Origin of the sequence: Streptomyces sp. PA03-3a (assembly GCF_033792735.1) — a bacterium.
GTDB lineage: Bacteria > Actinomycetota > Actinomycetes > Streptomycetales > Streptomycetaceae > Actinacidiphila.
This window is the reverse complement of record NZ_JARAVM010000004.1, coordinates 148,322-174,110: the sequence shown is the minus strand read 5'-3', so window position 1 is coordinate 174,110 and position 25,789 is coordinate 148,322. Positions and strand designations below refer to the sequence as shown.

Annotated in this window: 25 protein-coding genes and 1 pseudogene; 4 read left to right on the top strand and 22 right to left on the bottom strand. The window is 73.4% G+C overall.

The window, feature by feature from the left end:
* The first annotated feature begins 177 nt into the window (after window positions 1–177).
* Window positions 178–867, top strand: a complete 690-nt coding sequence (locus PV342_RS06375; protein WP_037733356.1) for a DUF5995 family protein — start codon at window positions 178–180, stop codon at window positions 865–867.
* Between the two features lie 10 nt (window positions 868–877).
* Here the strand turns inward: PV342_RS06375 and PV342_RS06370 are convergent, their stop codons facing one another.
* The 8 genes from PV342_RS06370 to rpe all read right to left on the bottom strand — a co-directional run bounded on the left by PV342_RS06370 (window position 878) and on the right by rpe (window position 8,318).
* On the bottom strand, window positions 878–2,584 hold the full coding sequence (locus tag PV342_RS06370) for a flavin monoamine oxidase family protein (RefSeq protein ID WP_018564156.1): 1,707 nt from the start codon (window positions 2,582–2,584) through the stop codon (window positions 878–880).
* Between the two features lie 56 nt (window positions 2,585–2,640).
* Window positions 2,641–3,441 (bottom strand): carbon-nitrogen hydrolase family protein, encoded by an 801-nt coding sequence (locus tag PV342_RS06365; RefSeq protein WP_400800448.1) that lies wholly within the window; start codon window positions 3,439–3,441, stop codon window positions 2,641–2,643.
* A gap of 166 nt (window positions 3,442–3,607) precedes the next feature.
* The gene (locus tag PV342_RS06360; protein WP_018564158.1) at window positions 3,608–4,072 is read right to left on the bottom strand and encodes an Lrp/AsnC family transcriptional regulator; all 465 of its coding nucleotides are present in this window, start codon (window positions 4,070–4,072) and stop codon (window positions 3,608–3,610) included.
* A gap of 195 nt (window positions 4,073–4,267) precedes the next feature.
* On the bottom strand, window positions 4,268–5,716 hold the full coding sequence (locus tag PV342_RS06355) for a GuaB1 family IMP dehydrogenase-related protein (RefSeq protein WP_500316100.1): 1,449 nt from the start codon (window positions 5,714–5,716) through the stop codon (window positions 4,268–4,270).
* A 46-nt stretch (window positions 5,717–5,762) separates the two neighbouring features.
* Window positions 5,763–6,080: a barstar family protein gene (locus PV342_RS06350; RefSeq protein WP_500316098.1), complete on the bottom strand. Its 318-nt coding sequence runs from the start codon at window positions 6,078–6,080 to the stop codon at window positions 5,763–5,765.
* Window positions 6,077–6,463: a guanyl-specific ribonuclease gene (locus PV342_RS06345; protein ID WP_018564161.1), complete on the bottom strand. Its 387-nt coding sequence runs from the start codon at window positions 6,461–6,463 to the stop codon at window positions 6,077–6,079. The genes PV342_RS06350 and PV342_RS06345 overlap by 4 nt, the downstream gene beginning before the upstream one ends.
* Window positions 6,464–6,542: 79 nt before the next feature.
* Window positions 6,543–7,586, bottom strand: coding sequence for a sugar-binding transcriptional regulator (locus PV342_RS06340; RefSeq protein ID WP_037733358.1), 1,044 nt, complete (start codon window positions 7,584–7,586; stop codon window positions 6,543–6,545).
* 66 nt (window positions 7,587–7,652) lie between these two features.
* Window positions 7,653–8,318, bottom strand: a complete 666-nt coding sequence (gene rpe / locus PV342_RS06335; protein WP_018564163.1) for a ribulose-phosphate 3-epimerase — start codon at window positions 8,316–8,318, stop codon at window positions 7,653–7,655.
* Here rpe and PV342_RS06330 point away from each other — a divergent pair.
* A pseudogene (locus PV342_RS06330) lies at window positions 8,317–9,570 on the top strand (MMPL family transporter). The gene rpe and the pseudogene PV342_RS06330 overlap by 2 nt on opposite strands.
* A gap of 43 nt (window positions 9,571–9,613) precedes the next feature.
* On the opposite strand, the gene PV342_RS06325 reads toward PV342_RS06330, so the two are convergent.
* Together PV342_RS06325 and PV342_RS06320 are read right to left on the bottom strand one after the other, a co-directional pair.
* Window positions 9,614–9,688: a 50S ribosomal protein bL37 gene (locus PV342_RS06325; RefSeq protein ID WP_373297613.1), complete on the bottom strand. Its 75-nt coding sequence runs from the start codon at window positions 9,686–9,688 to the stop codon at window positions 9,614–9,616.
* A 107-nt stretch (window positions 9,689–9,795) separates the two neighbouring features.
* Window positions 9,796–11,055: an FAD-binding protein gene (locus PV342_RS06320; RefSeq protein WP_433418023.1), complete on the bottom strand. Its 1,260-nt coding sequence runs from the start codon at window positions 11,053–11,055 to the stop codon at window positions 9,796–9,798.
* A gap of 391 nt (window positions 11,056–11,446) precedes the next feature.
* Between PV342_RS06320 and PV342_RS06315 the strand changes: the two genes are divergently transcribed.
* Window positions 11,447–12,598, top strand: coding sequence for a glycoside hydrolase family 19 protein (locus PV342_RS06315; RefSeq protein ID WP_391577797.1), 1,152 nt, complete (start codon window positions 11,447–11,449; stop codon window positions 12,596–12,598).
* A gap of 59 nt (window positions 12,599–12,657) precedes the next feature.
* Here the strand turns inward: PV342_RS06315 and PV342_RS06310 are convergent, their stop codons facing one another.
* The 3 genes from PV342_RS06310 to def all read right to left on the bottom strand — a co-directional run bounded on the left by PV342_RS06310 (window position 12,658) and on the right by def (window position 15,742).
* A complete protein-coding gene (locus PV342_RS06310; RefSeq protein WP_500316095.1) occupies window positions 12,658–14,154 on the bottom strand; it encodes an RsmB/NOP family class I SAM-dependent RNA methyltransferase in 1,497 nt (498 codons plus the stop codon).
* Between the two features lie 77 nt (window positions 14,155–14,231).
* Window positions 14,232–15,164 (bottom strand): methionyl-tRNA formyltransferase, encoded by a 933-nt coding sequence (gene fmt / locus PV342_RS06305; protein WP_361014045.1) that lies wholly within the window; start codon window positions 15,162–15,164, stop codon window positions 14,232–14,234.
* 32 nt (window positions 15,165–15,196) lie between these two features.
* Entirely contained in the window at window positions 15,197–15,742 is a 546-nt protein-coding gene (gene def / locus PV342_RS06300) for a peptide deformylase (protein ID WP_361014048.1), read from the bottom strand.
* Between the two features lie 187 nt (window positions 15,743–15,929).
* On the opposite strand from def, the gene PV342_RS06295 reads away from it, so the two are divergent.
* Window positions 15,930–16,436 (top strand): hypothetical protein, encoded by a 507-nt coding sequence (locus tag PV342_RS06295; RefSeq protein ID WP_386990420.1) that lies wholly within the window; start codon window positions 15,930–15,932, stop codon window positions 16,434–16,436.
* A 94-nt stretch (window positions 16,437–16,530) separates the two neighbouring features.
* Here PV342_RS06295 and PV342_RS06290 read toward each other — a convergent pair whose 3' ends face one another.
* From PV342_RS06290 to PV342_RS06250, 9 genes are all read right to left on the bottom strand, one after another.
* Complete coding sequence (locus PV342_RS06290) at window positions 16,531–17,034, bottom strand: GNAT family N-acetyltransferase (protein ID WP_500316093.1); 504 nt, start codon at window positions 17,032–17,034, stop codon at window positions 16,531–16,533.
* 86 nt (window positions 17,035–17,120) lie between these two features.
* Window positions 17,121–19,268: a primosomal protein N' gene (locus PV342_RS06285; RefSeq protein WP_500316091.1), complete on the bottom strand. Its 2,148-nt coding sequence runs from the start codon at window positions 19,266–19,268 to the stop codon at window positions 17,121–17,123.
* Between the two features lie 348 nt (window positions 19,269–19,616).
* Window positions 19,617–20,825 carry a methionine adenosyltransferase gene (metK, locus tag PV342_RS06280; RefSeq protein WP_018564172.1) on the bottom strand — a complete coding sequence of 403 codons (1,209 nt, stop codon included), beginning with the start codon at window positions 20,823–20,825 and terminating at the stop codon, window positions 19,617–19,619.
* A 204-nt stretch (window positions 20,826–21,029) separates the two neighbouring features.
* Complete coding sequence (gene coaBC, locus PV342_RS06275) at window positions 21,030–22,238, bottom strand: bifunctional phosphopantothenoylcysteine decarboxylase/phosphopantothenate--cysteine ligase CoaBC (RefSeq protein WP_400800473.1); 1,209 nt, start codon at window positions 22,236–22,238, stop codon at window positions 21,030–21,032.
* A gap of 103 nt (window positions 22,239–22,341) precedes the next feature.
* Window positions 22,342–22,614: a DNA-directed RNA polymerase subunit omega gene (rpoZ, locus tag PV342_RS06270; RefSeq protein WP_018564174.1), complete on the bottom strand. Its 273-nt coding sequence runs from the start codon at window positions 22,612–22,614 to the stop codon at window positions 22,342–22,344.
* 29 nt (window positions 22,615–22,643) lie between these two features.
* Window positions 22,644–23,201, bottom strand: a complete 558-nt coding sequence (gene gmk / locus PV342_RS06265) for a guanylate kinase (protein WP_329188955.1) — start codon at window positions 23,199–23,201, stop codon at window positions 22,644–22,646.
* A 38-nt stretch (window positions 23,202–23,239) separates the two neighbouring features.
* Window positions 23,240–23,563: an integration host factor gene (locus tag PV342_RS06260; protein ID WP_018564176.1), complete on the bottom strand. Its 324-nt coding sequence runs from the start codon at window positions 23,561–23,563 to the stop codon at window positions 23,240–23,242.
* Window positions 23,564–23,786: 223 nt separating this feature from the next.
* Complete coding sequence (gene pyrF, locus PV342_RS06255; RefSeq protein ID WP_018564177.1) at window positions 23,787–24,620, bottom strand: orotidine-5'-phosphate decarboxylase; 834 nt, start codon at window positions 24,618–24,620, stop codon at window positions 23,787–23,789.
* Window positions 24,617–25,732, bottom strand: coding sequence for a quinone-dependent dihydroorotate dehydrogenase (locus PV342_RS06250; RefSeq protein ID WP_500316088.1), 1,116 nt, complete (start codon window positions 25,730–25,732; stop codon window positions 24,617–24,619). Before PV342_RS06250 ends, pyrF begins: the two co-directional genes overlap by 4 nt.
* Window positions 25,733–25,789: the final 57 nt, after the last annotated feature.

Genomic DNA, 25,789 nt, shown 5'->3' with positions numbered 1-25,789 from the left:
CCGATCCGTGGGACGGCGTGGTGTCGAACCTGCGCACCCGTGAGGAGCTGGGGTTCCGCCCGCAGTATCCGTCGGTGTCGACGGCCCGCGACGCGGGCGCGCTCCGACTCACCCGATCCGGGGACGGCACGGCCGCCGTGCCGCGCGCCCCGCCCGGCCTGCTGGGACGCTGTGCGCATGACGACGGCACGGCGGCCGGCCCCGGTGGGGGTGGGCCAGGTGGTGGCGCGCATGCGCGCGCTCGGGACGACGCTCCCGCCGCGGGACGGGGTGGCGGTGTTCAACCGCGTCTACCTGTCCGTGACGGAGGAGCTGGACGGCCGCCTGGCGGCGGGCGGCTTCGGTGATCCCGCCGCCGCCGCGGTGCTGGCCGCCCGCTTCGCCGCCCGTTACCTGCGGGCGGTCGACGCGGCGGCCGACCGCCGTACCGTCCCATCCTGCTGGCGGCCGCTGCTGCAGTTGCGCGGCCATCGCGGCATCCGTCCCGTGCAGTTCGCGCTGGCCGGGATCAACGCGCACGTGGGTCACGACCTGGCGCTCGCGGTGGTGGACACCTGCGCGGCGCTGGGGTGCGAACCACCCTCCCTGGAACGGGACTTCGACCGCGTCGGGGAGCTGCTGACGTCGGTGGAGGAACACGTCAGGGAGGAGCTGATGCCCGGCCCCGACCTGCTGGACCTCGCCGATCCGCTGACGCATCTCGCCGGTTCCTGGAGCCTGGAACGCGCACGGGACGCGGCGTGGGCCGCGTCCCGCGTGCTGTGGTCCCTGCGCGGACTGCCGGAGGTGTACGAGGAGTTCGCCGAGAAGCTCGACGCGGGCGTCGGGCTGGTCGGCCGCTTCCTGCTGACCCCGCTGGGCCGCTGAGTCCGGCGCGTCAGTCCTCGTCGAGCATGACCGGAGCGATCTCGTCGTAGCGGTCGCCCGGGCCCGGGTTGGTCGGGTCCGTGGTGCCGCCGAACTGGTGCATGACGCCCCACACGGCGTTGAGCGCGGTCTGCACGGCGCCCTCGGCCCAGCCCGCCGTCCAGGAGATGTCGTCGCCGGCCAGGTAGATGCCGCGCTTGTCCTCGGGCAGGGTGTCCTGCATGAAGTGGGTGAACAGGCGCCGCTGGTAGCGGTAGTGGCCGGGCAGGTTCGCCTTGAAGGCGCCCATGAAGTAGGGCTCGTTCTCCCAGGACACGGTCACCGGGTTGCCGATGATGTGCCGCCGGATGTCGACCTTCGGGTAGATCTCGCCGAGCGACTTGAGCATGACCTCCATACGCTCGGCGGCGCTCAGCGGCAGCCACTTGAGGCTGTCGTCGCACCACGTGTACGACAGGCAGATCACGGCCGGCTCGTCGGGCCCGTTGTCCAGCAGGTAGGTGCCGCGGGTCATGCGGTCGGTGAGCGTCATGCTCATCACGTCACGGCCCGTCTCCTCGTCCTTGTCCAGCCAGAACGGCCGGTCGACCGGGACGAAGAGCTTGCTGGACTCCATGTAGTGGGTGCGCTCGATTGCCGTCCAGTGGTCGATCGGGAAGAGCGAGTCGTCGCAGTCGATCTTGCTGAGCAGCATCCAGCTCTGCGCGGTGAAGATCGCGGCGCGGTAGGTGCGGATGTCGCCGGCGGCGTCGGTGACGGTGATCCGGTTGCCCGCGGTGCGGTGCAGCCGGGTCACGGCCGGGCGGGGGTCGCCGTCGTGCAGGGACCTCAGCGAGGTGCCGTGCGGCCAGTGGACGATCTTGCCCGGCTCGCGCTCCCACAGCCGCAGCGGCAGTTGCTGGCTGCCGCCGACGATGCCGCGGTGGTGGTCGTCGGCCTCGGTGTAGACGACGCGCAGGATCTCCAGGATGGAGTTGGGGAAGTCGGTGTCCCAGCCGCCGGTGCCGAAGCCCACCTGGCCGAAGATCTCGCGGTGCCGGAAGGACCTGAACGCCTCGGAGTCGCAGAGGAAGCCGTAGAAGGTCTGGTTGTCGAGCTTCTCGACGAGCTTCGACCAGATCTCGCGGATGCGCGGGACGTCGCGCTCGCGCATGGCGCGGTTCATCTCGGAGAAGTCCGCGCCCTCCTCCAGGCAGGAGTTCCAGGCGTGCGCGACGTCGCGGTAGACCTGGGGCAGGTCGTCGATGGTCCGCGCGTAGTGGGACTCGCCCTTGAGGTCGACGACGGTCGACGGGGTCTCGGGGGCGAGCGGGTTGGGGAAGGGCCTGGTCTCCAGGCCCGCCAGGTCGATGTAGTGCTGCAGTGCGGTGGAGGACGGCGGGAAGCGCATCGCGCCCATCTCGGCGGTCAGGTTCTCGTCGCAGCCCTCGAAGCCGACGGTGCGCAGCCGGCCGCCGATCCGGTCGGCCTCGTAGACGACGGGCTTCAGGCCCATCTTCATCAGCTCGTACGCGGCGACGATGCCGGACAGGCCGCCCCCGATGACCGCGACCTCGGCTCCGTGCTCGGTCGCCGGTATGGAGCCGAGGCCCGCGGGGCTCGCCAGGAAGTCGTCGTACGCGAACGGGAAGTCCGGGCCGAACATGGTGATCGGCGGCGCCGACCGCACCTCGGGGTGCTGCTCGTCGTGGACCGCGGTGGGCACCGTGGACGTCATGGCGTGGTTCTCCTGGCTGTGAAGCGGTGAAGCGGGCGGTGGCGGTGGGGGCGGGCTCAGCCCAGCGAGCGGTACAGCTCGGGGCGGCGGTCCTCGAGGTAGGGGGTCTCCTCGCGGACCGCGCGCATAAGCTCCGGGTCGGCGTCGGCGACGACCAGCTCCTCGGTGGCTCCGGCCCGGGCGCGCACGGCGCCGTCGGGTCCGGCGAGGCAGCTCTGCCCCGCGAAGTCGAAGTCGCCCTCGGCCCCGCAGCGGTTGGCGTAGGCGAGGTGCAACTGGCTCTCGTACGCGCGGGCCGGTACGAGCGTCCGCGGGACGAACTCGTACGGCCGCATGAGCGCGGTGGGAACGGCGAGCAGCTGGGTGCCGGCGAGGGCGTGGGCCCGCACGGTCTCCGGGAACTCGACGTCGTAGCAGATGAGGAGGCCGATCCGGACGCCGTCGAGCTCGGCCTGGACGACGGCGTCGTCGCCGGGGGTGAACCAGGTGCGCTCGAAGTCGCCGAAGAGGTGGGTCTTGCGGTAGTTGGCGAGGCGCTCGCCGTCCGGGCCGATCAGCTGGGCGGAGTTGAACACGCCGCAGCCGTCGCGCTCGGGGTAGCCGTAGACGATGCCGAGGCCGTGCTCGGCGGCGATGCGGGCGACCCGGGCGGCGGCGGGCCCGTCGGCCGCCTCGGCGAGGTCCGGGACCGCGTCACCGAGGGCGTAGCCGGTCAGGTACATCTCGGACGTCACGAGCAGCCGCGCTCCCGCGGCGGAGGCCCGGCGCGCGGCGGCGTCGAGCGCGGCCAGGCTGTCGTCGACGGAGGAGGGGACGCCGCTCGGGCCTTGGTACAGCGCGGTGCGCAGCGGCGCCATGGAGCCTCTTTCGCCTGGTGGGAAGCGTGTTCCGGGTCTGCCTCGACGGTACGATTCCGGGCCTCGCGGCGACAAGACGCGTCCGTTGCGCACCGACCGCCGATTCGTTGCGCGCCGGGGCCCGACGGCGGTGATTCGTTGCGCAGGGGCGCTCGGACGGCCTCGGTCACCCCTCCGGCCGGTCGGGCGCTCCCGAGTAGCGCCGCAGCAGCGGCGACAGGACCAAGACGGACTTGGTGCGCTCGACGAAGGGCTCTCCGGCGATCCGCTCCAGGACGCGCTCGAAGTGGCGCACGTCGGCGGCGTAGATCTGGACGACGGCGTCCGCCTCGCCGGTGACGGTAGAGGCGGACGCGACCTCCGGGTAGCGCGACAGGCCGCGCCGGATGTCCTCGGGCGAGGTGTTGTGCCGGCAGTAGAGCTCGACGAACGCCTCGGTCTCCCAGCCCAGCGCGGAGGGCTCGACGCGGACGGTGAAGCCGGTGATGGCGCCCTCCGCCCGCAGCCGGTCGACCCGGCGTTTGACGGCCGGGGCGGAGAGCCCGACGAGGCCGCCGATGTCGGCGAAGGAGCGGCGGGCGTCCTCGGCGAGGGCGTGGACGATGCGTTCGTCGAGTTCGTTCAGTCGCACTGGGGGTGGGTCACTTCTCTTCGCGGGCGAGCTAAGAACGGCGCTTGCCGTTCGCGCACCAGCCTACGAGGCCGATCGCCCTCCGCCCGGCGCAGCGCTCCGGGGTGATCGCGTCGCAGCGGGGCACCGGCTTCGCCCCGTCCGCGCGGGCGCCCCGTCCGCTTGTGTGAACGGGGCGCCCGCCGGGGGTGGCGGCTACTGCCAGCTGGCGTGCAGCGGCTTGCCCTCGGCGTAGCCGGCCGCGCTCTGGATGCCGACGACCGCCTTGTCGGCGAACTCGGAGAGGTTGGCGGCACCGGCGTAGGTGCAGGAGCTGCGGACGCCCGCGATGATCGAGTCGATCAGGTCCTCGACACCCGGGCGGGCCGGGTCGAGGAACATCCGCGAGGTGGAGATGCCCTCCTCGAACAGCCCCTTGCGGGCGCGGTCGTAGGCGGACTCCTCGCTGGTGCGATTGGCCACGGCGCGGGCGGAGGCCATGCCGAAGCTCTCCTTGTACGGCCGGCCGTCGGCGGTCTGCTGCAGGTCGCCGGGCGACTCGTAGGTGCCCGCGAACCAGGAGCCGATCATGACGTTGGACGCGCCGGCGGCGAGCGCCATGGCGACGTCGCGAGGGTGCCGGACGCCACCGTCGGCCCAGACGTGCTTGCCGTGCCGGGCGGCCTCGGCGGCGCACTCCATGACGGCGGAGAACTGGGGGCGGCCCACGCCGGTCATCATCCGGGTGGTGCACATCGCGCCCGGGCCCACGCCGACCTTGACGATGTCGGCGCCGGCCTCGATCAGGTCGCGGACGCCCTCGGCGGAGACGACGTTGCCGGCCACGACCGGCACCTGCGGGTCCAGCGCGCGGACGGCCCTCACGGCCTGGATCATGCTCTCCTGGTGGCCGTGGGCGGTGTCGACGACGAGGGTGTCCACACCGGCGTCGAGCAGCTGCTTGGCCTTGCCCGCGACGTCGCCGTTGATGCCCACGGCCGCGGCGATGCGCAGCCTCCCCCCGGCGTCGGTGGCCGGGGTGTACAGGGTGGCGCGCAGCGCCGCCTTGCGCGTGAGGATGCCGGCCAGTTTGCCGTCGGCGTCCACGGCGGGGGCCAGCTTGCGGTTGGCGTCCTCCAGGCGGTTGAAGGCCTCGCGCGGGTCGATGTCCGCGGGCAGCAGGACGAGGTCCTTGGACATCACCACGGAGACCTGGGTGAAGCGGTCCACGCCGGTGAGGTCGTGCTCGGTGACGATGCCGACCGGACGGCCGTCCTCGACCACGACGGCGGCGCCGTGCGCCCGCTTGGGCAGCAGCGCCAGCGCGTCGGCGACGGTGGCGTGGGGGCCGAGCACGATCGGGGTGTCGAGCACGTGGTGCCGCTGCTTCACCCAGGTGATCACCTCGGTGACCACCTCGATCGGGATGTCCTGCGGGATGACCACGAGACCTCCGCGCCGGGCGACGGTCTCGGCCATACGGCGTCCGGCGATGGCCGTCATGTTGGCCACCACGAGGGGGATGGTGGTGCCGCTGCCGTCGGGGGCGGAGAGGTCGACCGCCTGGCGGGATCCCACCGCCGAGCGGCTGGGGACCATGAACACGTCGTCGTACGTCAGGTCGTACGGAGGCTTTGCATCATTGAGGAAACGCACGTACTTCATTTTTGCACGAGCGGAGCCGGATTGAACACGGAGGAAACTCCGGTGATCACGAAGGGTCGTTCGTAGGTTCCTCCAGGACGACCCGCAGGGGGAGCACGGCGGGGTCGTGGAAGGCCTCCGCCTCCGCGAGCACGCGGCGCGCGGTCCGCCACTCCCCCGGTTCGGCCGCCGCGAAGTCGCGCCAGCCGCGGACCACCAGACGCAGTCCGCCCCGCTCGGGGTCGGGCAGGTCGGTGAGGCAGTCGTAGAGGGCGTCCCAGTTGCGGCCGAACCAGCCGGGCAGCCGCAACTGCTCGGCGCAGCGCTCCATGAACGCGCTCTTGGTGGTGACCCCCTGCAGGTCCAGCACCGCCGTTGCCGTCATCTGCGGACCGCCCTGAAGGTCTTGTAGTGGTCGTCGGTGTAGTAGGCCTCCCCGCCGGCGCCGGTGACGATGCGCCGGGCGCCGCGGTCCGGTGCCCCCGGGGTCGGCACGGTGTACTCGCGGTAGTAGTCGCTCGGGCGTTTCGGCAGGATGCCCTCGAAGTTGTGGAAGACGGTGCCGTCCTTCGCGTACGGGAAAGGCCCCCCGGCGTCGATCAGCCGGAGTGTCTCGCGGGCCTCGGGAGGAAGGCTCGCGGCGGACACCGTGGGCACCGCCGCCACGGGTTCGGCGGCGGGCCGGGAGCAGCCGGTGAGCAGCAGCGCGAGGCAGCCCAGCAGGGCGACGGCGATCGCGGTGGCACGGCGGACGGGGCCGGTCGGCATGCGGCGATGCTGCCACACCCCGCGCCCCCCGCCTCGCAGGGCACGCGAGCGGAGGGCGAAGCGTTGGCGCGGCGGGAGCCTAGGCCCGGCGCAGCACCTCGGGGTCGGCGCGGTCGAGGGCGGGGCGCGGCATGGGCGCGGTGGAGTCGAGCAGGTAGTCGGCGGCGGCGGTGTCCGTCACGATGCTGGTCACCAGACCGGACCGCAGCACGGCGTCGACCGCGGCGGCCTTGCGCAGGCCGCCGGCGATGGCGAGCACCTCGGGGATGCGGCGCAGTCGGTCCGCCTCAATGGTGATGCAGCGTTCGCCCAGGTCGCGGCCGACCAGCAGGCCCTCGGCGTCGAAGAGGTGCGAGGACATCTCCGCGGCGACGCCGAGGGAGGCGTAGTGCTCGCGCTCGGCCTCGGTCAGGGCGTCGTGGACGGTGGAGATGCCGGCCGCCCAGGAGCCGATCGACACCACGGCCACGGTGACCTTGTCGAAGTAGCTCATGGCCGCCGCGATACCGCTCTGGGCACGCAGCGCCGCCGCGGTCGCAGGGTCGGGCAGCACCATGGGGGCGTACATGGGGTGGGCCTCGCCACCGGAGACGGCCGCGGCGGTGCGGACCGCCTCGACCGAGCCGCGGTCGGCGGTGCCGGCGTCGTACACGCCGGTGAGCTGGACGACCGTGCACGGCGGCAGCCGGTCCAGGGCGTTGGCCATGGTGATGATGGAGCGCCCCCAGGCGAGGCCGAGCACGTCGCCCTCGCTGACCAGTTCGCCGAGCAGCTGGGCGGCGACCGCGCCCAGGTTCTCCGGATCGGGGCCGTCGGTCTCGTCGGCGGGCGACTCGACGACGACGGCGTGCCGCAGCCCGTAGCGGGCCCGAAGGGCGTCGGAGCGTTCGGCGTCGAGTTCCGCCGGGACCCTGATCTCGATGCGCACGAGGTCACGTTCGAGGGCGGTCTCCAGGACACGCGCCACCTTGAAGCGGCTCACGCCGAACTCCTCGGCGATCTGGATCTTGGACTTTCCCTCCAAGTAGAAGCGGCGTGCCATCGCCGCCGCCTGGACCATCTCGCCGGGGCCCATGCGCACCCCTGTGCGGCCTGTGGTCACGTTCTCTCCCCAGTTGCGCATCTGATCGGCTCCGCGCTCATCCTCGCACGTACTCCGGGGTACCGGGGCACGGTGCCCACGGAGTGGTCAGTGCGCGCAGGCCGCCGCCGCCTGCTTGCGCAGACGCCGTACCGCCTCGGCCGGGTCCTCGGCTCCGTAGACGGCGGAGCCGGCCACGAAGACGTCCGCCCCAGCCTCGGCGCAGCGCTCGATGGTGGAGGCCGAGACTCCCCCGTCGACCTGCAGCCACAGGTCCAGACCGTGCTTGTCGATCAGCTTCCGGGCCCGGCGGATCTTGGGCAGCATGATGTCGAGGAACGCCTGACCGCCGAAGCCCGGCTCCACGGTCATGATCAGCAGCATGTCGAGCTCGGGCAGCAGGTCCTCGTAGGGCTCGACGGGCGTGGCCGGCCTGAGCGCCATCGAGGCCCGCGCGCCCTTGGCGCGGATCTCCCGGGCCAGCCGCACGGGTGCGGCGGCCGCCTCCACGTGGAAGGTGACGGAGCCCGCGCCCGCCTCGACGTACGCCGGGGCCCAGCGGTCCGGTTCGGCGATCATCAGATGGCAGTCGAGCGGGGTCTCGGTCGCCTTGTGGAGGGACTCCACGACCGGCACACCGAGCGTCAGGTTGGGGACGAAGTGATTGTCCATCACGTCGACGTGGAGCCAGTCCGCGCCCTCCACGGCCCGCGCCTCGTCGGCGAGGCGCGCGAAGTCGGCGGAGAGGATACTGGGGTTGATCTGCACGGCCATGTGTCCAGTATGGCGGTGCCCGCCCCCTCCCCGCGCACCCGGGCGTCCGGCTGTGGAAAACCTCTCCGCACGGCCCTTGCGGGCGTGGGATGCCGTGCGGATCGGAGAGCACTCCCCGGGGGACGCCTTGGACGAGGCGGAGGTGGCGGGTGTGAAGGCTCCACGCCGCTGGGCGGTCCTGGTCTGCGGCCGGCGCGGCGAATGGATCGTGGCCGCGCTCTGGCTGGCCCTGCTGGTCGTGGTCGCGCCGCTGGCCCAGAAGCTCACGGACGCGCAGCAGAACGACTCCTCCTGGCTGCCCGGCGGCGCGGAGTCGACCCGGGTCCTGGAACTGCAGAAGCGGTTCCTCCCCGACACCGCCCCGGCTGTCGTGGTCTACGCCCGGCCCGGCGGGCTCACCGGGGCCGACCGTGCGACGGTCGCTCAGGACGCCGCGCTGATACGGGAGATGACCGCGCACGGCGTCTTCGGCGACCGCACCGTCGGCCCGGTGCACGAGAAGCGCGCCGCCGGCCCGCGGGCCGCGCAGCTCATCGTCCCCGTCAGCATGGACGAGGGCGGCTGGACGGGCCTCACGGACGCGGTCGCCGGCATCCGCGCCGTCACCGCCGACGACATTGGCGCCCTCGAGGTGCACATCGCCGGACCGGGCGGCTTCGCGGCCGACTCCGCCGAGGCGTTCGAGGGTATCGACGGCACCCTGCTGTACAGCGCCCTCGCCGTGGTCGTCGTCATCCTGTGGTGCTCTCCTTCGCCGCCGCGCTCGGCGTCAGCGCGCTCGCCTTCCGGCACGTCTTCGGCTTCCAGGGCGAGGACACGGCGTTCCCGCTGTTCGTCCTCGTCTTCCTGGTGGCGCTGGGGATCGACTACACCATCTTCCTCAACGCGGATCCGCGAGGAGAGCGCGCTGTCCGGGACCCGCGAGGGCATCCTCACCGCTCTCGCCGCGACCGGCGGCGTGATCACCTCCGCGGGCCTGGTGCTCGCCGGCACCTTCGCGGCCCTGGCGACGCTGCCCGTCGCCGGTTTCGCGGAGATCGGCTTCGCGGAGATCGGCTTCGCGGTGGCTTTCGGCCTCCTGCTGGACACCATGGTCGTACGGTCGGTGCTGGTCACCGCGCTCACCCTCGACATGCGGCACCGCGTGGGGTGGCCGAGCCGGCTCGACCGTTCCCGCACCAGCGCGCTCCCGGCCGGGGAGCGGGCGGTGCCGGACCCCTCGCAGCGGTACATGAGCCCCGGACAGCGGTGACCGCCCGCGCCTGGCGCGGGCGGTCACCGTGGCCCGGCGTGTGTCACGCGTTGGGACGCTTGCCGTGGTTGGCGCCCTTCTTCTTCCGGGCGCGCCGCTTGTTGCCTCGCTTGGACATGATGCCCAACTCTCTCGTACGGGACATTTCGACCGCGGTCAGTCTATGACCCGCCCCGGCGGGCGGCACATCGGTGGCGCCGGGGCGCGCCGGGCGCGCACGCCGGGTCAGTCCGGGAAGTGCTCACGCATGAAGGTGTTCCGGAAGACCCCGGACGGGTCGAGCCGGGCGGCGAGCGCCCGGAAGTCGTCGTAGCGCGGGTAGAGCTCGCGCAGCGCGCCGGGAGAGGGGGCGGTGAAGAGCTTGCCCCAGTGCGGACGGGCGGAGAAGGGGCGCAGCGCCTCCTCGACGACCCTGACCGCCCGCGCCACCGCCTCGGCGTCCGGGGCCCACGTGAAGTGGAAGGCGACGCTGTCCCGTTCGTATGCCGGGCTGAGCCACAGGGGGTCGGCCGCCACGGTGCGGATCTCGCCGATGAGCACCTCGGCCGAGAACCGCTCCCGCACCTGCCACAGGGCGTCGAACGCCGCCACGGCGTCGCGCCGGTCGACGAAGAACTCCGACTGGATCTCCTCGCCGCTGCTCGGGGTGAACTCCAGGCGGAAGTGCGGCAGCCGCGCGTACCAGGGGCCGACAAGCCCCTGCTGCGGCGTGCAGTGCGTACCGGGCATGCCCGGGATGGGGTGCCGCGGCCCGTCGGCCGCGGTGGCACCGAACCACGTCGGCGGTGCGGGCTCCGTCCCGTCGGCCTCTACCCGCTCCTTGAGCCAGACCTGGTCGAGGGCGCGGTCCCGCCAGCGGGTGAAGCCCGAGACGCTGTACCCGGCGGACATCACCGCATCGAAGTTCTCCCGGAACTCCTCCCGCGGCATGTCCTCGTAGACGGTCTGGCGCACGGCGAAGGCCGGGACGAGGTCGAGGGTCAGCCGGGTCACGACGCCCAGCGCGCCCAGGGCGACGACCGAGCCGTCGAAGTCGGCCTCGCCCCGCCGGACCTCGGCGATCGCGCCGTCGGCGGTGACCATGGTCAGCGCGCGGACCGCGCCGGCCAGGCTGCGCCGTCCGGTGCCGGAGCCGTGGGTGCCGGTGGCGCACGCCCCGGCCACGGAGATGTGCGGCAGCGAGCCGAGGTTGTGCAGCGCCAGGCCCGCCTCGTCGATCGCGTGGACGATCTCGCCGAAGCGCAGCCCCGAACCGACCGTGGCGGTGCGCTCGGCGCGGTCGACGTCGATCACGGCGGGCAGCCGGGAGGTCGAGACGTGCTCGCCGTCGGTGTCGGCGACGGTGCTGAAGGAGTGCCGGGTCCCGAGGGCGCGCACCCGTGGCGCCCGGGCCACGATCTCCTGCAGCTCGGCGACGGACTCGGGGTGGTGGAGCCTTCGTGCGGTGAAGGCGACATTGCCGCCCCAGTTGCTCTCCGCGGGCATCGCGGTCGTTCCTTCCTGTCCGGCCCTCACCGCCGGCCGCCGCGCGGTGCGCGACCTGCCGGACCGGCGGTTCCGGGCCTGCCGTTCCAGGACGATTCTCGCCGCTGCGGACGGCGGGCGCGGGACAGGGGTGCGCCACGGGGCCGGGCGCGCCGGGTCCCACCACCCCTTCCAGTATTGACGTGACCCCGTCACCCTGGCATGGTCTAGACCTAGCTGGGCTCAACGGGACGGTGCAGCAGGGAAGTTCACGCCGCCCTGGACACGACGCACACGCGCCGCGCCCGCGCGCGACCTCCACGGAACCACCCGCGCCTGCCGTGCGGAGCACCCCCGCGAAGCTCCCTCCCCCACGACCACGGCCCCGGGCCGGGTAAGGAGCGACTCCCCCATGTCCACGTCCCTCGCCGGACGGCTTCCCGCAGGACGTACCGTCCTCGGCCCGTCCGCGGTGTTCGCCGTCCTCGCGGCGCTCCTGGCCACCCTGTTCGTCGCGACGCCGACCGCCCGCGCGGCGGACGGCCAGATCAGCGGCCTGGCGGGCAAGTGCGTCGACGTCGCCGGGGCGAACAACGCCAACGGCACCGCCGTACAGCTCTACGACTGCAACGGGACCGGCGCCCAGCGCTGGTCCAACCCCGGCGACGGCACACTGCGCGCCCTCGGCAAGTGCCTCGACGTCGTCGACCGCAGCACCGCCGACGGGGCCGCGGTACAGCTGTGGGACTGCTCCGGCAGCGCCAACCAGCAGTGGGTCGTCACCGCGGCGCGCGACATCGTCAACCCCGCCGCCGACAAGTGCCTGGACGTCCGGGACAACAGCTCCGCCAACGCCACCCGGCTGCAGATCTGGACCTGCACGGGCGGGGCGAACCAGAAGTGGAACGCCCCCGCGAGCGGCGGTGGCGGCGGCACGAACCCGTCCGGATTCGTGGTCAGCGAGTCCCAGTTCAACCAGATGTTCCCGGGCCGCAACGGCTTCTACACCTACAGCGGCCTGGTCGCGGCGCTGAGCTCCTACCCGGGCTTCGCCAACTCCGGTGGCGACACGGTCAAGAAGCAGGAGGCCGCCGCCTTCCTCGCCAACGTCAGCCACGAGACGGGCGGGCTGGTGTACGTGGTCGAGCAGAACACCGCCAACTACCCGCACTACTGCGACTGGGGCCAGCCCTACGGCTGCCCGGCCGGCCAGGCCGCCTACTACGGCCGCGGACCGATCCAGCTCAGCTGGAACTTCAACTACAAGGCCGCCGGCGACGCCCTCGGCATCGACCTGCTGGGCAACCCCTGGCGCGTGGAGCAGGACGCGGCCGTGGCCTGGCGCACGGGTCTTTGGTACTGGAACACCCAGAGCGGCCCCGGAAGCATGACCCCGCACAACGCCATGGTGAACCAGGCCGGCTTCGGCCAGACCATCCGCTCCATCAACGGCTCCCTGGAGTGCGACGGCCGCAACCCGGCGCAGGTGCAGAGCCGGGTGACCAAGTACCAGCAGTTCACGGCGATCCTCGGGGTCAGCCCCGGCGCCAACCTCTACTGCTGAGCCCCTGAGCCGCCGCCGCGCGGGTGCGGTCCGGACGTCCGGACCGCACCCGCGCGCGCTCACTCGCCGGTGCGGCGCAGCAGGGCGAGGTACATCGCGTCGGTGCCGTGCAGGTGGGGCCAGAGCTGGACGTCCGGGCCGTCGCCGAGGTCGGGGACCCCGGGCATGAGCGGGCGGGCGTCGACCCATTCGGCGGGGACGGCGCCAGGGCGGCCCAGGACGTCCTCCACGACGGCGCGGGTCTCGGCCGGGTGCGGGGAGCAGGTCGCGTAGCCGACGACCCCGCCCACGCGCACCGCGCTCAGGGCGGACTCCAGCAGGCCGCGCTGCAGGGGCGCGAAGCCCGGGACGTCCTCGGCCCGTCGCCGCCAGCGCGCCTCGGGACGGCGGCGCAGGGCGCCGAGGCCCGTACAGGGCACGTCGACCAGGACGCGGTCGAAGGCGCCGGGACGCCAGGCGGGGCGGGTGCCGTCGGCGACGATCACCCCGTACGGGCCGGGGTTGCCCGCCAGGGCGCGGGCGACGAGCCGGGCCCGGTGCGGCTGCTTCTCGGAGGCGACCAGGGCCGCCCCGCGCTCCGCGGCGAGCGCGGCGAGCAGGGCCGCCTTGCCGCCGGGGCCCGCACAGCCGTCCAGCCAGAGCCGGTCGGGGCCGTCGCCGAGCGGGGCCGCTGCCAGGGCGGCGGCGACGAGCTGGCTGCCCTCGTCCTGGACACCGGCGCGGCCCTCGCGCACCGCCTCGATGGCGGCGGGGTCACCGCCCTCGGCGAGCCGGACCGCCCAGGGGGACCAGCGGCCGGGAAGGGTGGTGTCCGCGGGAAGGGCGTCGGCGAGTTCCTGCGCGGTGGCGCGGCCGGGGCGCGCGACGAGGGTGACCTCGGGGCGCTCGTTGTCGGCCGCGAGCAGTTCCTCCATGCCCGCGCGGCCCCCGCCGAGGGCGTCCCACAGGGCCGAGACGATCCAGCGCGGGTGCGAGTGGACGACGGCGAGGTGGTCCTCGGCATCCTCGTCGTAGGGCGGTGCCACCTCGTCCAGCCATGCGCCCAGGTCCCGGGCGGCGATCCGGCGCAGCACCGCGTTGACGAACTTCGCCCGCCCGTCGCCGAGGACCACGCGGGCGAGCTCGACGGTGGCGGAGACGGCCGCGTGGGAGGGGATGCGGGTGCCCAGCAGCTGGTGCGTGCCGAGCGACAGCACGTCCAGCACCGGAGGGTCGACCTCGCGCAGGGGCCGGTCGACGCAGGCCGCGATCACCGCGTCGTACGTGCCCCGGCGGCGCAGGGTGCCGTATACCAGCTCGGTGGCGAGCGCGGCGTCGCGCCGGTCGAACTCCCGGCCCTTGCGCGCCGCCTCGGCCTCGGCCTCGCGCAGCAGCGCCGGCAGGACGAGGTTGGCGTACGCGTCGCGCTCGTCGACCGCCCGCAGGGCCTCGAACGCCAGGATGCGCACGGGGTCGCGCTGGGGCTTGCGGTAGGGCCGGCCGCCCTGCGGGGGCCCTCCCTGGCTGCGGCCCTGACGGGCGGCGGGACGCGGTCGGCGGCGTGACGGTTCGCTCACGTGGAAGGTGCTCCGGGAGTCTCGGTGGTACGGCGGGACGCGGTGCGGCCCGCTTCGAGCGTACGTGGGGGGCGCGGTCAGGCGCCGAGCCGCTCCCCGGAGGGGACGCGGACGCCGCGCGCCCAGTCGGCGGCGGGCATCGGCTTCTTGCCCTGCGGGCGCACCTCGCCGAGCTCCACGGCGTGGCTTCCCGTGCCCGCGTACACGGCGCGCTTGGTGACCTCCAGCTCTCCGGGCGCCAGGTCGGTGCGCTCGGGCAGCAGGGTGACGGGGCCGACCTTGAGGCGTTCACCGCCGAACAGCGTCCAGGCGCCGGGGGCCGGGGTGCAGCCGCGGATCACCCGGTCCACCCGCAGGGCGGGGGCGTTCCAGTCGACGCGGGCGTCGTCGACGGTGATCTTGGGGGCCAGGCTGACGCCCTCGGCGGGCTGCGGCCGGGCGACCAGCGCTCCGTCCTCGATGCCGTCCATGGTGGCGGCCAGCAGCTTCGCACCGCTGTGCGAGAGCCGGGTCAGCAGGTCGCCGCTGGTGTCGCGGGGGCGGACGTCCTCGGTGACGACGCCGTACACCGGTCCGGAGTCCAGGCCCTCCTCGATGAGGAAGGTCGCGGCCCCGGTGACCTCGTCGCCCGCCATGACGGCGTGCTGCACGGGGGCGGCGCCGCGCCAGGCGGGCAGCAGGGAGAAGTGCAGGTTGACCCAGCCGCGGGCGGGCACGTCGAGGGCGACGCGCGGCAGCAGCGCACCGTAGGCGACGACCGGGCAGCAGTCGGGGCCGATCTCGCGCAGCCGGGCCAGGAAGTCCTCGTCGCGGGGCCTGGCGGGCTTGAGCACCTCGATGCCGGCCTCCTCCGCGCGCTGGGCCACCGGGCTGGCGACGAGCTTGCGGCCGCGCCCCGCCGTGGCGTCCGGCCGGGTGACCACGGCGACGACCTCGTGCCGCCCGGAGGCGAGCAGGGCGTCGAGGGCGGGAACGGCGACCTCGGGGGTGCCGGCGAAGACGAGCCTCATGCGTGCGGGATGCCTTTCTGCGGTGCGCGGCCCTACAGCGCGCGGCCGAATGTGCTGTGCGGGGAGACGCGGACCTGGGGCGCGGGCTGACCGGCCCACTCGGCGTCGCGTATCGCCTTCATCGCGGCCTTGCGCTGCTCGCGGTCGAGGCGGTCGATGAAGATGATGCCGTCGAGGTGGTCGGTCTCGTGCTGGATGCAGCGGGCGAGCAGCTGGGTGCCCTCGACGGTCACCGGGTCGCCGTACATGGTGAAGCCCCTGGCGACGACACCGTGGGCGCGCTTGGTGTCGAAGCGCAGCCCGGGCAGGGACAGGCAGCCCTCGGGGCCGTCCTGCTCCTCGTCGCTCAGGCTGAGGTCCGGGTTGATCAGATGGCCCAGCTCACCGTCGACGTGGTAGGTGAACACCCGCAGCGAGACGCCGATCTGAGGAGCCGCCAGGCCTGCGCCCGGGGCGTCCTTCATGGTCTCCTCGAGGTCTTTGACCAGGGTGCGCAGCTCTTTGTCGAAGACGGTCACGGGCTGCGCCTTCATGCGCAGCACGGGGTCGCCGAAGAGGCGGATCGGCTGGATGGACACGCGGTGGCTCCGTGGTCGGACGGTGACAGGGCAACCGCACCAGTCTATGGGCCGCCGGGGTAGGGGCGCGCACCCCTGTGCACGCCCCCTGGAGGGTGCGATGCGCCCCTTGGGCGTGACTCCACGGGAGTCTGGCGCGTTGGTCAATGGAGTTTGACCCACAAGAGCCGGTTCGAGAGGCCAGTTGATGCCCGAACACGCAACTCATGACGCCCAGGCCAGGGCGAGCCTTCACCTGCTGGTGCGGGACATCGAGCGGGTCCGCCGACAGGTCGACGCGCTGCGCACCCTCACCACGCAGCTGGGCAATGTCTACCGTCCCCGCCGCGGCGGGCCGTCCGCGGGATTCGTGGTCTACGGCCGCGCCCCCGCCCCCACCGTCCGGCTCGCCCAGGAGCTGCGGGACAGCGTCGAGACCCTGGTGACGGCGGCCGTGGAGTTCGACCGCTCGCTGGGCTTCAGCTGGGACGCCGTCGGCTCCGCCCTGGGCGTCACCAAGCAGGCCGTCCACCGGCGGTACGGCAACCGGCGCTCGGTGCCGGCCGGAGCGGCCGTGACGGAGGTGCACGGCGAGCCTCCGGCGCCGGCGGTCGTGCCCTCGGTGCCCGCGGCCCGCGCCATGCCCGCGCACTCCGCCCCCGCCACCCGCGACGAGGCCGTCCCCGGTGCGGTCCCCTCTCCGCGCACGGGCTGAATCCGGCGGTTCCCCGGGCACGCCCGCCCCGCCGCCCGCCACGCCGACAGGACGGCCGCCGGGGCGGGCGCGTACGGGCACGGACGCACCGCGGTCAGGGCCGCCGGTGCGCCGCGGGCGGCCGTGTCGGACCGAGCTCCAGCTCCCCCACGGTCTGGCCGCCGCTGGACTCCCCCGTCGGCCGGAATCCCAGCCCCAGGTAGAAGCCTTCCGGGCCGTCGGCGCCGGGATGCCAGGTGGTCGTGACCCGGGTGCCTCCCCGGCGGCGGACCTCCTCCGCGACGGACTCGACGGCGTACCTTCCGTAGCCGCGGCCCTGCTCGCCCGCGGCGATGGCGAGGCGCCACAGGCCGGAACGCAGGTCGACGCCGCTTCCGTCGCCCGCGAAGTCGATGTCGAAGAAGGCCATGAGGAATCCGACGGTCCGGTCGCCGTCGACGATCAGCCGGGGCCAGGCCGTGTCTCCGTACGCGTAGGCCTCCGCGAGGGACTTCACGACCGGGGCCACGAGATGCTCCTGGTCGGGGCGGATCTTCAGGGCGATCGCGGCGTCGACGTTGTCCGGGGTGACCTTCTCCAGTCGCAGTGTGCTGGTCATACCGGAAACCCTAGGCCAGGGCGTCACATGCTTTCCCGAACGCTTCGTCAGGCCGCCTCGTCGGCCGAGACCGCGCCCGGCCGCTCCTAGCCGATGTCGGGCGGGTCGATGCGGACCCGGACCGGGTCGGGCTCCTTGCGGGCGATGCGGGCCGTCTGCGCGGCTTTCAGGGCGGTCGCCAGGGCCGCGCCGTTACCCGGCGGCACACGCAGCAGCACACGCTCCCAGCGCTCGCCCGGCGGGGTGTCCCCGGAACGGCGGGGCCGCGCGGGGTCGGTGATGGGCAGCGGCACCGGGCCGAGGACATCGGTGCCCTCGGGCAGCCGCACCGTGGCCAGAAGATCGGCGACGGCGGCGGGGCGGCCGCTGACCGCGGCCATCCGGGAGACCGGGGGGAAGCCCAGCTCCGCGCGTTCGGCCAGCTCGCGCACGGCGTGGCCGACCGGGTCCCAGCGGACGAGGGCCTGCACCGGCCGCAGCGTGGGCTCCGCGAGGACGACCACCATGCCGCCCTCGCCGGCCGGGCGCACCAGCGCCGCCGCCGCGGCCCAGCGGCGCAGGGTCTCCTCCCCCGCCCGCAGGTCCGGACGGTTGAGCAGGGCCCAGCCGTCCAGCAGCAGCGCCGCCGCGTAACCGCCCTCGGCGACCGGTTCCGCGCCCGGGGTCGAGATCACCAGCGCGGGCGTGCCCGGCACGGACGCCAGCACGCCGTCCCGCCCTGAGGTCCGCACCGGCACCTTGGGGAAGGCCCGGCCGAGTTCGTCGGCGGTGCGCCGGGCGCCGACCACCTGGGCGCGGAGCCGGAAACCGCCGCACTCCTTGCAGTGCCAGCCCGCCTCGGGGCGCCCGCACCAGCCGCAGTGCGGCGCGCTCTCGCCGTCGCCGAGCTGCAGCGGCCCCGCGCAGTGGGCGCACCGGGCGGGCTCGCGGCAGCGCTCGCAGGCCAGCCTCGGGACGTAGCCGCGCCGGGGCACCTGCACCAGCACCGGGCCATGCTGCAGGGCGTCCCGGGTCACCTGCCAGGCCACCGACGGCAGCCGTGCGGCCCGCGCGGCGGCGTCCCGCGCCTCGTCGCCCTCGCCGATCGTACGGACCATGGGTGCGGCGGCCCGTACCCGCTCGCGCGGTGCGGTCAGCGGCAGCGCCCACTGGGTGTCGACCAGCTGGGCGCCCTCCACGGTGCAGGTGAGACCGCCGAGCAGGAAGCCCGCCCGCTCCTCGGCGGCCCGCAGCAGCAGGACGTCCCGGGCGTGCGGCTGCGGCGCGTGCTGCTCGGCGTGGCTGGAGTCGCCGTCGTCCCAGAGCACGGCGAGCCCCAGGTCCGCCACCGGCGCGAACATCGCGGCCCTGGTGCCCACGACGGCGCGTACGCTGCCCCGGCTCACGGCGAGCCAGCGGCGGTACCGCTCCTCCGGCCCGGCGTCGGCGGTCAGCAGCACATGGCGGCCCTCGCCGACGATCGCGGTCAGCGCCTCGTCGACGCGGGCGGCGGCGCGGCCGTCCGGCACGACGGCCAGCGCTCCGCGCCCCGAGGCCAGCGCCGCCGCCATGGCACGGGCGATCTCCTCGGGCCAGTGCGGCCCGGGCAGCGCCGTCCACACCGCCCGCGGGGTGTCTCCCCGGGCCAGCGCCTGCAGGAAGGCGGGCCCCGTCGGATAGCGCCGCCACGGCCCCGGCTCCGGCGGGCGGGGCGCCGCCAGCGGATCGCGTACCGGCTCCGCCTCGGCCTTGGCCCGGCGCGGGGGCACCGCGAGCTGCACGATGTCGGCGAGGGCGCCCGCGTAGCGGTCGGCGACGGCCCGGCACAGCCTGAGCAGCCCGGGGGTCAGCACCTCCTCGGGCGACAGGACTTGGGCGAGCGGGGCCAGCGGGCCCCGGTAGTCGCTCTCGGCCAGCCGGTCGACGATGAAGCCGTCGTGCAGTTCGCCGCCCTCGCGCCGGCCGCCCTTGCCCACCCGGCCGCCGAACCGCACGCGGACGCGCACGCCTGGCCTCGCCTCGGCGTCCATGGCCGCCGGGACCGCGTAGTCGAAGTACTGGTCCAGGTGGAGCAGGCCCTTGTCGACCAGCACGCGCGCCACCGGCAGCCCTTCGGCCAGCGCCGCGCCCCGCCAGGTGCGCGGCTTGGCGCGGGGCTCCTTGGCCTTGCGCACCGTCTCCCGGATGAGCGCGAGCTGCTCTCCCCCGTGCGGCTCCGCCGCCGGGGACACCTGCCGGTCGTCCTCGCTGCTCACAGCCTCAGTGTTACCAGACGCGTCGGACACCCGGCCCCGCGCCCGGCCACGCGGGGCCCCTGCCCCATGACCCACCGGACGGGGAGCGCGCGGGCGGCCCTGTGCGGCAAGGCGACGGAACGCGAGGGGAGTTCGCCGGCGGCCGACACGGTCGCGACCGGAGCGCGGCGCAGGCACCGCGGATGGCGCTGCCCGCTGCGGACCTCGCGCGCAGCCCCCTCGCGGCCTCCGGTGCCGGGCGCCCGCTGCCGGCGCAGGTACTGCCGGTCCCGCCCCGCTCCCCGCGCACGCCGACGGCCCCGGACCGCCAGGGTCCGGGGCCGTCGTCAGGCCGTGGATGCGGCAGGCCTAGAGGCCGGCCGCCTGGCGCAGCGCCTCGACGCGGTCGGTGCGCTCCCAGGTGAAGTCCGGCAGCTCACGGCCGAAGTGGCCGTACGCCGCGGTCTGGGCGTAGATCGGGCGGAGCAGGTCGAGGTCGCGGATGATCGCGGCCGGGCGGAGGTCGAAGACCCGGCCGATGGCCTGCTCGATCTTCTCGTGGTCCACGGTGTGGGTGCCGAAGGTCTCCACGAACAGGCCCACGGGCTCGGCCTTGCCGATCGCGTAGGCGACCTGGACCTCGCAGCGCGAGGCGAGGCCCGCGGCGACGACGTTCTTGGCGACCCAGCGCATGGCGTAGGCGGCGGAGCGGTCGACCTTGGACGGGTCCTTGCCGGAGAAGGCGCCGCCACCGTGGCGGGCCATGCCGCCGTAGGTGTCGATGATGATCTTGCGGCCGGTGAGGCCGGCGTCGCCCATCGGGCCGCCGATCTCGAAGCGCCCGGTGGGGTTCACCAGCAGCCGGTAGCCCTCGGTGTCGATCTTGATGCCGTCGTCGAGGAGCGCCTTCAGCTCCGGCTCCACGACGAACTCGCGGATGTCGGGGGCGAGCAGCGACTCGAGGTCGATGTCGCTGGCGTGCTGCGAGGAGACGACGACGGTGTCGAGGCGCACGGCCTTGTCGTCGTTGTACTCGATGGTGACCTGGGTCTTGCCGTCGGGCCGCAGGTAGGGGATCGTCCCGTTCTTGCGGACCTCGGTGAGCCGCCGGGAGAGCCGGTGCGCCAGCGTGATCGGGAGCGGCATCAGCTCGGGGGTCTCGTCGCAGGCGTAGCCGAACATCAGACCCTGGTCGCCCGCGCCCTGCCGGTCGAGCTCGTCCTCGTCGCCCTCGACGCGGCTCTCGTAGGCCGTGTCGACACCCTGCGCGATGTCCGGGGACTGCGCGCCGATGGAGACCGAGACACCGCAGGACGCGCCGTCGAAGCCCTTCTTCGACGAGTCGTAGCCGATGTCGAGGATCTTGTTCCGCACCAGGGTCGCGATGTCCGCGTATCCCTTGGTGGTGACCTCTCCGGCGACGTGCACCAGACCGGTGGTGATCAACGTCTCGACGGCGACGCGCGAGGAGGGGTCCTCCTTGAGCAGGGCGTCGAGGATCGTGTCGCTGATCTGGTCAGCGATCTTGTCGGGGTGACCCTCGGTCACGGACTCCGAGGTGAACAGGCGGCGGGACACATCGCTCCCTGGGGTTGCAGCGGCTGCTGGCTGATCGTTTGCGGCTCGCGCGGGGCTGCGCCCGGCGGGCCATGGGTCAGTTTATCGTCCGACGCATGCGCAAGGACACGGCATCTCGCACCTTGGATATGCCGTGACCTGCGACACTGTGCATCACCTCGGGACGGAACGCCAGTAGCTCACACGCACCGACCCGAAGTGTCGTCAGCTCAGCCGCGCGGCGACCAGGTCCCAGACCTGCTCCGCGAGGGCCTCCTTCGGCCCGTACGGCACCGCGGTCTCGGTGCCGTCGGCGCCGAGCACGACGGCCTCGTTCTCCTCCGACCCGAAAGCCTTGTGGTCCCCCACCTCGTTGACGACCAGCAGGTCGCAGCCCTTGCGGGCGAGCTTGGCGCGGCCGTTGGCCAGCACGTCGTCGGTCTCGGCGGCGAATCCCACGACGATCTGCGCGGGGTGCGGCCGTTCGGCTGAGAGCTCGGCGAGCACGTCGGGGTTGCGCACCAGCTCCACGGGCGCGGGCTCCTCGCCGTCCTTCTTCTTGATCTTGCCCTCGGCGTACCGCGCCGGACGGAAGTCCGCGACGGCGGCCGCCATCACCACCGCGTCGGCGTCGGACGCGGCCTTCAGCACGGCCTCGCGCAGCTGCACCGCCGTGCCGACGCGTACCACGTCCGCCCCCGCCGGGTCGGCGAGGCCGGTGTTGGCGGAGACCAGGGTGACCCTGGCGCCCCGGGCCAGGGCCGTACGGGCGAGCGCGTAGCCCTGCTTGCCGGAGGAGCGGTTCCCCAGGTAGCGGACCGGGTCGAGGGGCTCGCGGGTGCCTCCGGCGCTGATGACGACGTGGCGTCCGGCCAGGTCGGTCTCCAGTGCGCGCGGGCCGCGCAGCAGCACCCGGCGGCAGGCCTCGAAGATCTCGGCGGGCTCGGGCAGCCGGCCCTTGCCGGTGTCGACGCCGGTGAGGCGGCCGACCGCGGGCTCCAGCACGAGGGCGCCGCGGCGGCGCAGCGTCGCCACGTTCTCCTGGGTGGCGGCGTGCTCCCACATCTCGGTGTGCATGGCGGGCACGAACACCACGGGACAGCGCGCGGTGAGCAGGGTGTTGGTGAGCAGGTCGTCGGCGAGCCCGTGGGCCGCCTTGGCGAGCACGTCGGCGGTGGCCGGGGCGACCACGACGAGGTCCGCGCCCTGCCCGATGCGCACGTGCGGCACCTCGTGGACGCTCTCCCACACCTCGGTCGAGACGGGGTTGCCCGACAGCGCCGACCAGGTGGCCTCACCGACGAAGTGCAGCGCCGAGGCGGTGGGCACGACGCGTACGTCGTGTCCCGACTCGGTGAACCGGCGCAGCAGCTCGCACGCCTTGTAGGCGGCGATCCCGCCGCTCACGCCCAGGACGACCTGTGGCTTCCCCATCGTCTCTCCCGCGCTGTGTTGGACCGTGGTGCGTACTACCCCATGACACACCACGGGCCCGGCGGTCGTACCGCCGGGCCCGTGGTGTGACGCCTGGGCGCGGTTACTGGACCGGGCCCTCGACGGCCTCGGAGGTCAGCAGACCCGCGTTGATCTCACGCAGCGCGATCGACAGCGGCTTCTCGTGCACGTGGGTGTCCACGAGCGGGCCGACGTACTCGAGCAGGCCCTCGCCGAGCTGCGAGTAGTAGGCGTTGATCTGACGGGCACGCTTGGCCGCGTAGATCACGAGGCTGTACTTCGAGTCGGTGGCCTCGAGCAGCTCGTCGATCGGCGGGTTGATGATGCCCTCGGGCGTGGTGATGGAAGAGGACACGCTCTACCTTCCGATTGGGTGCAAAAAGATCAGACTACAGCCATCAAGGCTAGCAGCTCGCGCGCGACGTCCTCGACGGAGGTGTTCACCAGGGTGGTGTCGAACTCCGGCTCGGCCGCCAGCTCGACCCGCGCGGCCTCCAGCCGGCGCTCGATGACCTCGGGGGCCTCGGTGCCCCGGCCGGTGAGCCGGCGGACCAACTCGTCCCAGCTCGGCGGAGCGAGGAAGATCAGCTGCGCCTCGGGCATCGACTCCCGGACCTGGCGGGCGCCCTGCAGATCGATCTCCAGCAGGACCGGCTCGCCGGCCTCGAGGCGCTCCAGCACCGCCTGGCGCGGTGTGCCGTACCGGTTCCCCGCGAATTCGGCCCACTCCAGCAGTTCGCCGTTGGCGACGAGCTTGTCGAACTCGTCGTTCTCGACGAAGTAGTAGTGCACCCCGTGTTCCTCACCGGGGCGGGGCTTGCGGGTGGTGGCCGAGACGGAGAGCCACACCTCGGGGTGGACTGTGCGCATATGAGCGACGACCGTGCTCTTGCCGACCCCCGAGGGGCCGGAGAGCACGGTCAGCCGCGGACGTTCACTCATGGAGCGATTATCCCGGTTCCCGGAGGGTGCTGGGAACGTCAGGCAGCGGGGCTGCCGAACTCGCGCTCCAGGGATGCGATCTGGTTGGAGCCGAGCCCGCGGACCCGGCGGCTCTCGGAGATGCCGAGCCGCTCCATGATCTGCTTGGCGCGGACCTTGCCCACGCCGGGCAGGGACTCCAGGAGGGCGGAGACCTTCATCTTGCCGATGACGTCGTTCTCCTGGCCCTGCTTGATGACCTCGTGCAGCGAGGCGCCGGAGTGCTTGAGCCGATTCTTGACCTCGGCGCGCTCCCGGCGAGCCGCGGCGGCCTTCTCGAGCGCGGCAGCGCGCTGTTCAGGGGTAAGGGGCGGAAGAGCCACGCCTACGTCACCTCGGAAGTAGAACTGTCGGATACGGACCGGTGTGGAACCTAGTCGCCCCCACCTGCAGGGGCAACGTGAAACGCGCACCTTGCGCGCTCTCGTCGGAGACTAGCGGCCCCAGCGGCCGGAGTCAGCGCAAACAAGAAGAAAAGTCCTGGTCAGCGTCAACCGACCAGGACTTTTGGGACAAATCTGCGCAGGTTTCCGGACGTCTTGACCGCTACTTGACGACCGAGGCCAGTTCCGCGGCCTCCCTTTCGGCCGCTTCGCGGAGCGCCGCGACGGACGGTCCGAGCTTGAGGACCCCCCTGCTGACGCTCGGCACGACATTGCGCACGGCCTCCCCGAACACCCTGGGGAGGTCGGCCGCGGTGGCCCCCTGGGCGCCGATCCCGGGGGCGAGGAGGGGCCCGTTCACGGCCAGGTCCACACCCGCCTCCCCGAGCGTGGCGCCGACGACTGCGCCGACCGATCCGAGCGGCACGTCACCCTCGTTCTCGGCCGCGATGTGGTTCAGCATCACCTGGGCGAGGGACGCGCCGCCCGCCGCGGTTGACCGCTGCACTTCCGCGCCCTCCGGATTGGAGGTCAGGGCGAGCACGAAGACGCCGCTGCCGCTCGCCCGGGCGGCGTCCAGGGCGGGGCGCAGCGAGCCGAACCCCAGGTACGGGCTGACGGTGACAGCGTCCGAGAACAGCGACGAGGCGGGATCGAGATAGGTGGCGGCGTACGCGGCCATGGTGGAGCCGATGTCGCCGCGCTTGGCGTCCATCAGCACCAGGGCGCCGGCCGCGCGGGCCTCGGCGACGGCCGTCTCCAGGACGGCGATGCCGCGGGAGCCGAAGCGCTCGAAGAAGGCGCTCTGCGGCTTGAGGACGGCGACCCGGTCGGCCAGCGCCTCCACCACGGTACGGGTGAAGCGCTCCAGGCCGGCGACGTCGTCCTGCAGGCCCCAGGCGGAGAGCAGGGAGGAGTGCGGGTCGATGCCGACGCAGAGCGGCCCACGGGTGTCCATGGCGCGGCGCAGCCTGGCGCCGAAGGGCTCGGGGTTCATCGCGGGGTGGCTGCCTTCCGGGTTTCGGCGCCGACGGCGTCGGCGAGGGTGGCGTACGGGCTGGCCTGGAGCAGCGCGGCGAGGTCCCGGTGGATCGTGCGGCACCAGAAGGGACCCCGGTAGACGAAGGCGCTGTAGCCCTGCACAAGGGTGGCGCCGGCCAGGATGCGCTGCCAGACGTCCTCGGCGGTCTCGACCCCGCCCACGCCCACGAGGGTGATGCGGTCGCCGACGCGGGCGTACAGGCGGCGCAGCACCTCCAGGGAGCGTTCCTTGAGGGGGGCGCCGGACAGGCCGCCGGTCTCCTTGACCAGCGAGGCGTCCGAGCGCAGGCCGAGGCCGTCGCGGGCGATGGTGGTGTTGGTGGCGATGATGCCGTCCAGGCCGAGTTCGAGGGCGAGGTCGGCGACGGCGTCCACGTCCTCGTCGGCGAGGTCGGGGGCGATCTTGACCAGCAGGGGGACGCGGCGGCCTGTGACGACGCGGTCCGCGGCCTCGCGCACGGCGCTGAGCAGGGGACGCAGGTGGTCGACGGCCTGCAGGTTGCGCAGTCCGGGGGTGTTCGGCGAGGAGACGTTGACGACGAGGTAGTCGGCGTGCGCGGCGAGCCGCTCGGTGGAGGTAACGTAGTCGGCGACCGCCTCCTCCTCCGGGACGACCTTGGTCTTGCCGATGTTGACGCCGACCGTGGTCGGGAAGACCGCCCTGCGCGCGGCCAGGCGCGCGGCGACCGCGGCCGAGCCCTCGTTGTTGAAGCCCATGCGGTTGATCAGGGCGCGGTCGGCGACCAGGCGGAAGAGCCGCTGCCTGGGGTTGCCCGGCTGCGGCTGGGCGGTGACGGTGCCGATCTCGACGTGGTCGAAGCCGAGCATGGTGAGCCCGTCGATGCCGACGGCGTTCTTGTCGAAGCCCGCGGCGAGCCCGAAGGGGCCGTGCATCCGGCGGCCCAGCGCCTCCGTGCCCAGCGCGGGGTGCCGCGGGGCGAGCAGCGCGGCCGCGAAGGTGCGCAGGACGGGGACCCGGGCGGCGAGCCGGATCCAGCCGAAGGCGAGGTGGTGGGCCTGCTCCGGGTCGAGGCGCTTGAAGAACAGACTGAACAGCAGGGAGTACATGCGGGGCCTTCCACGGCGGGCGAACTGAGGGGGCTCGTGAAGAGGGGGACACCGGAT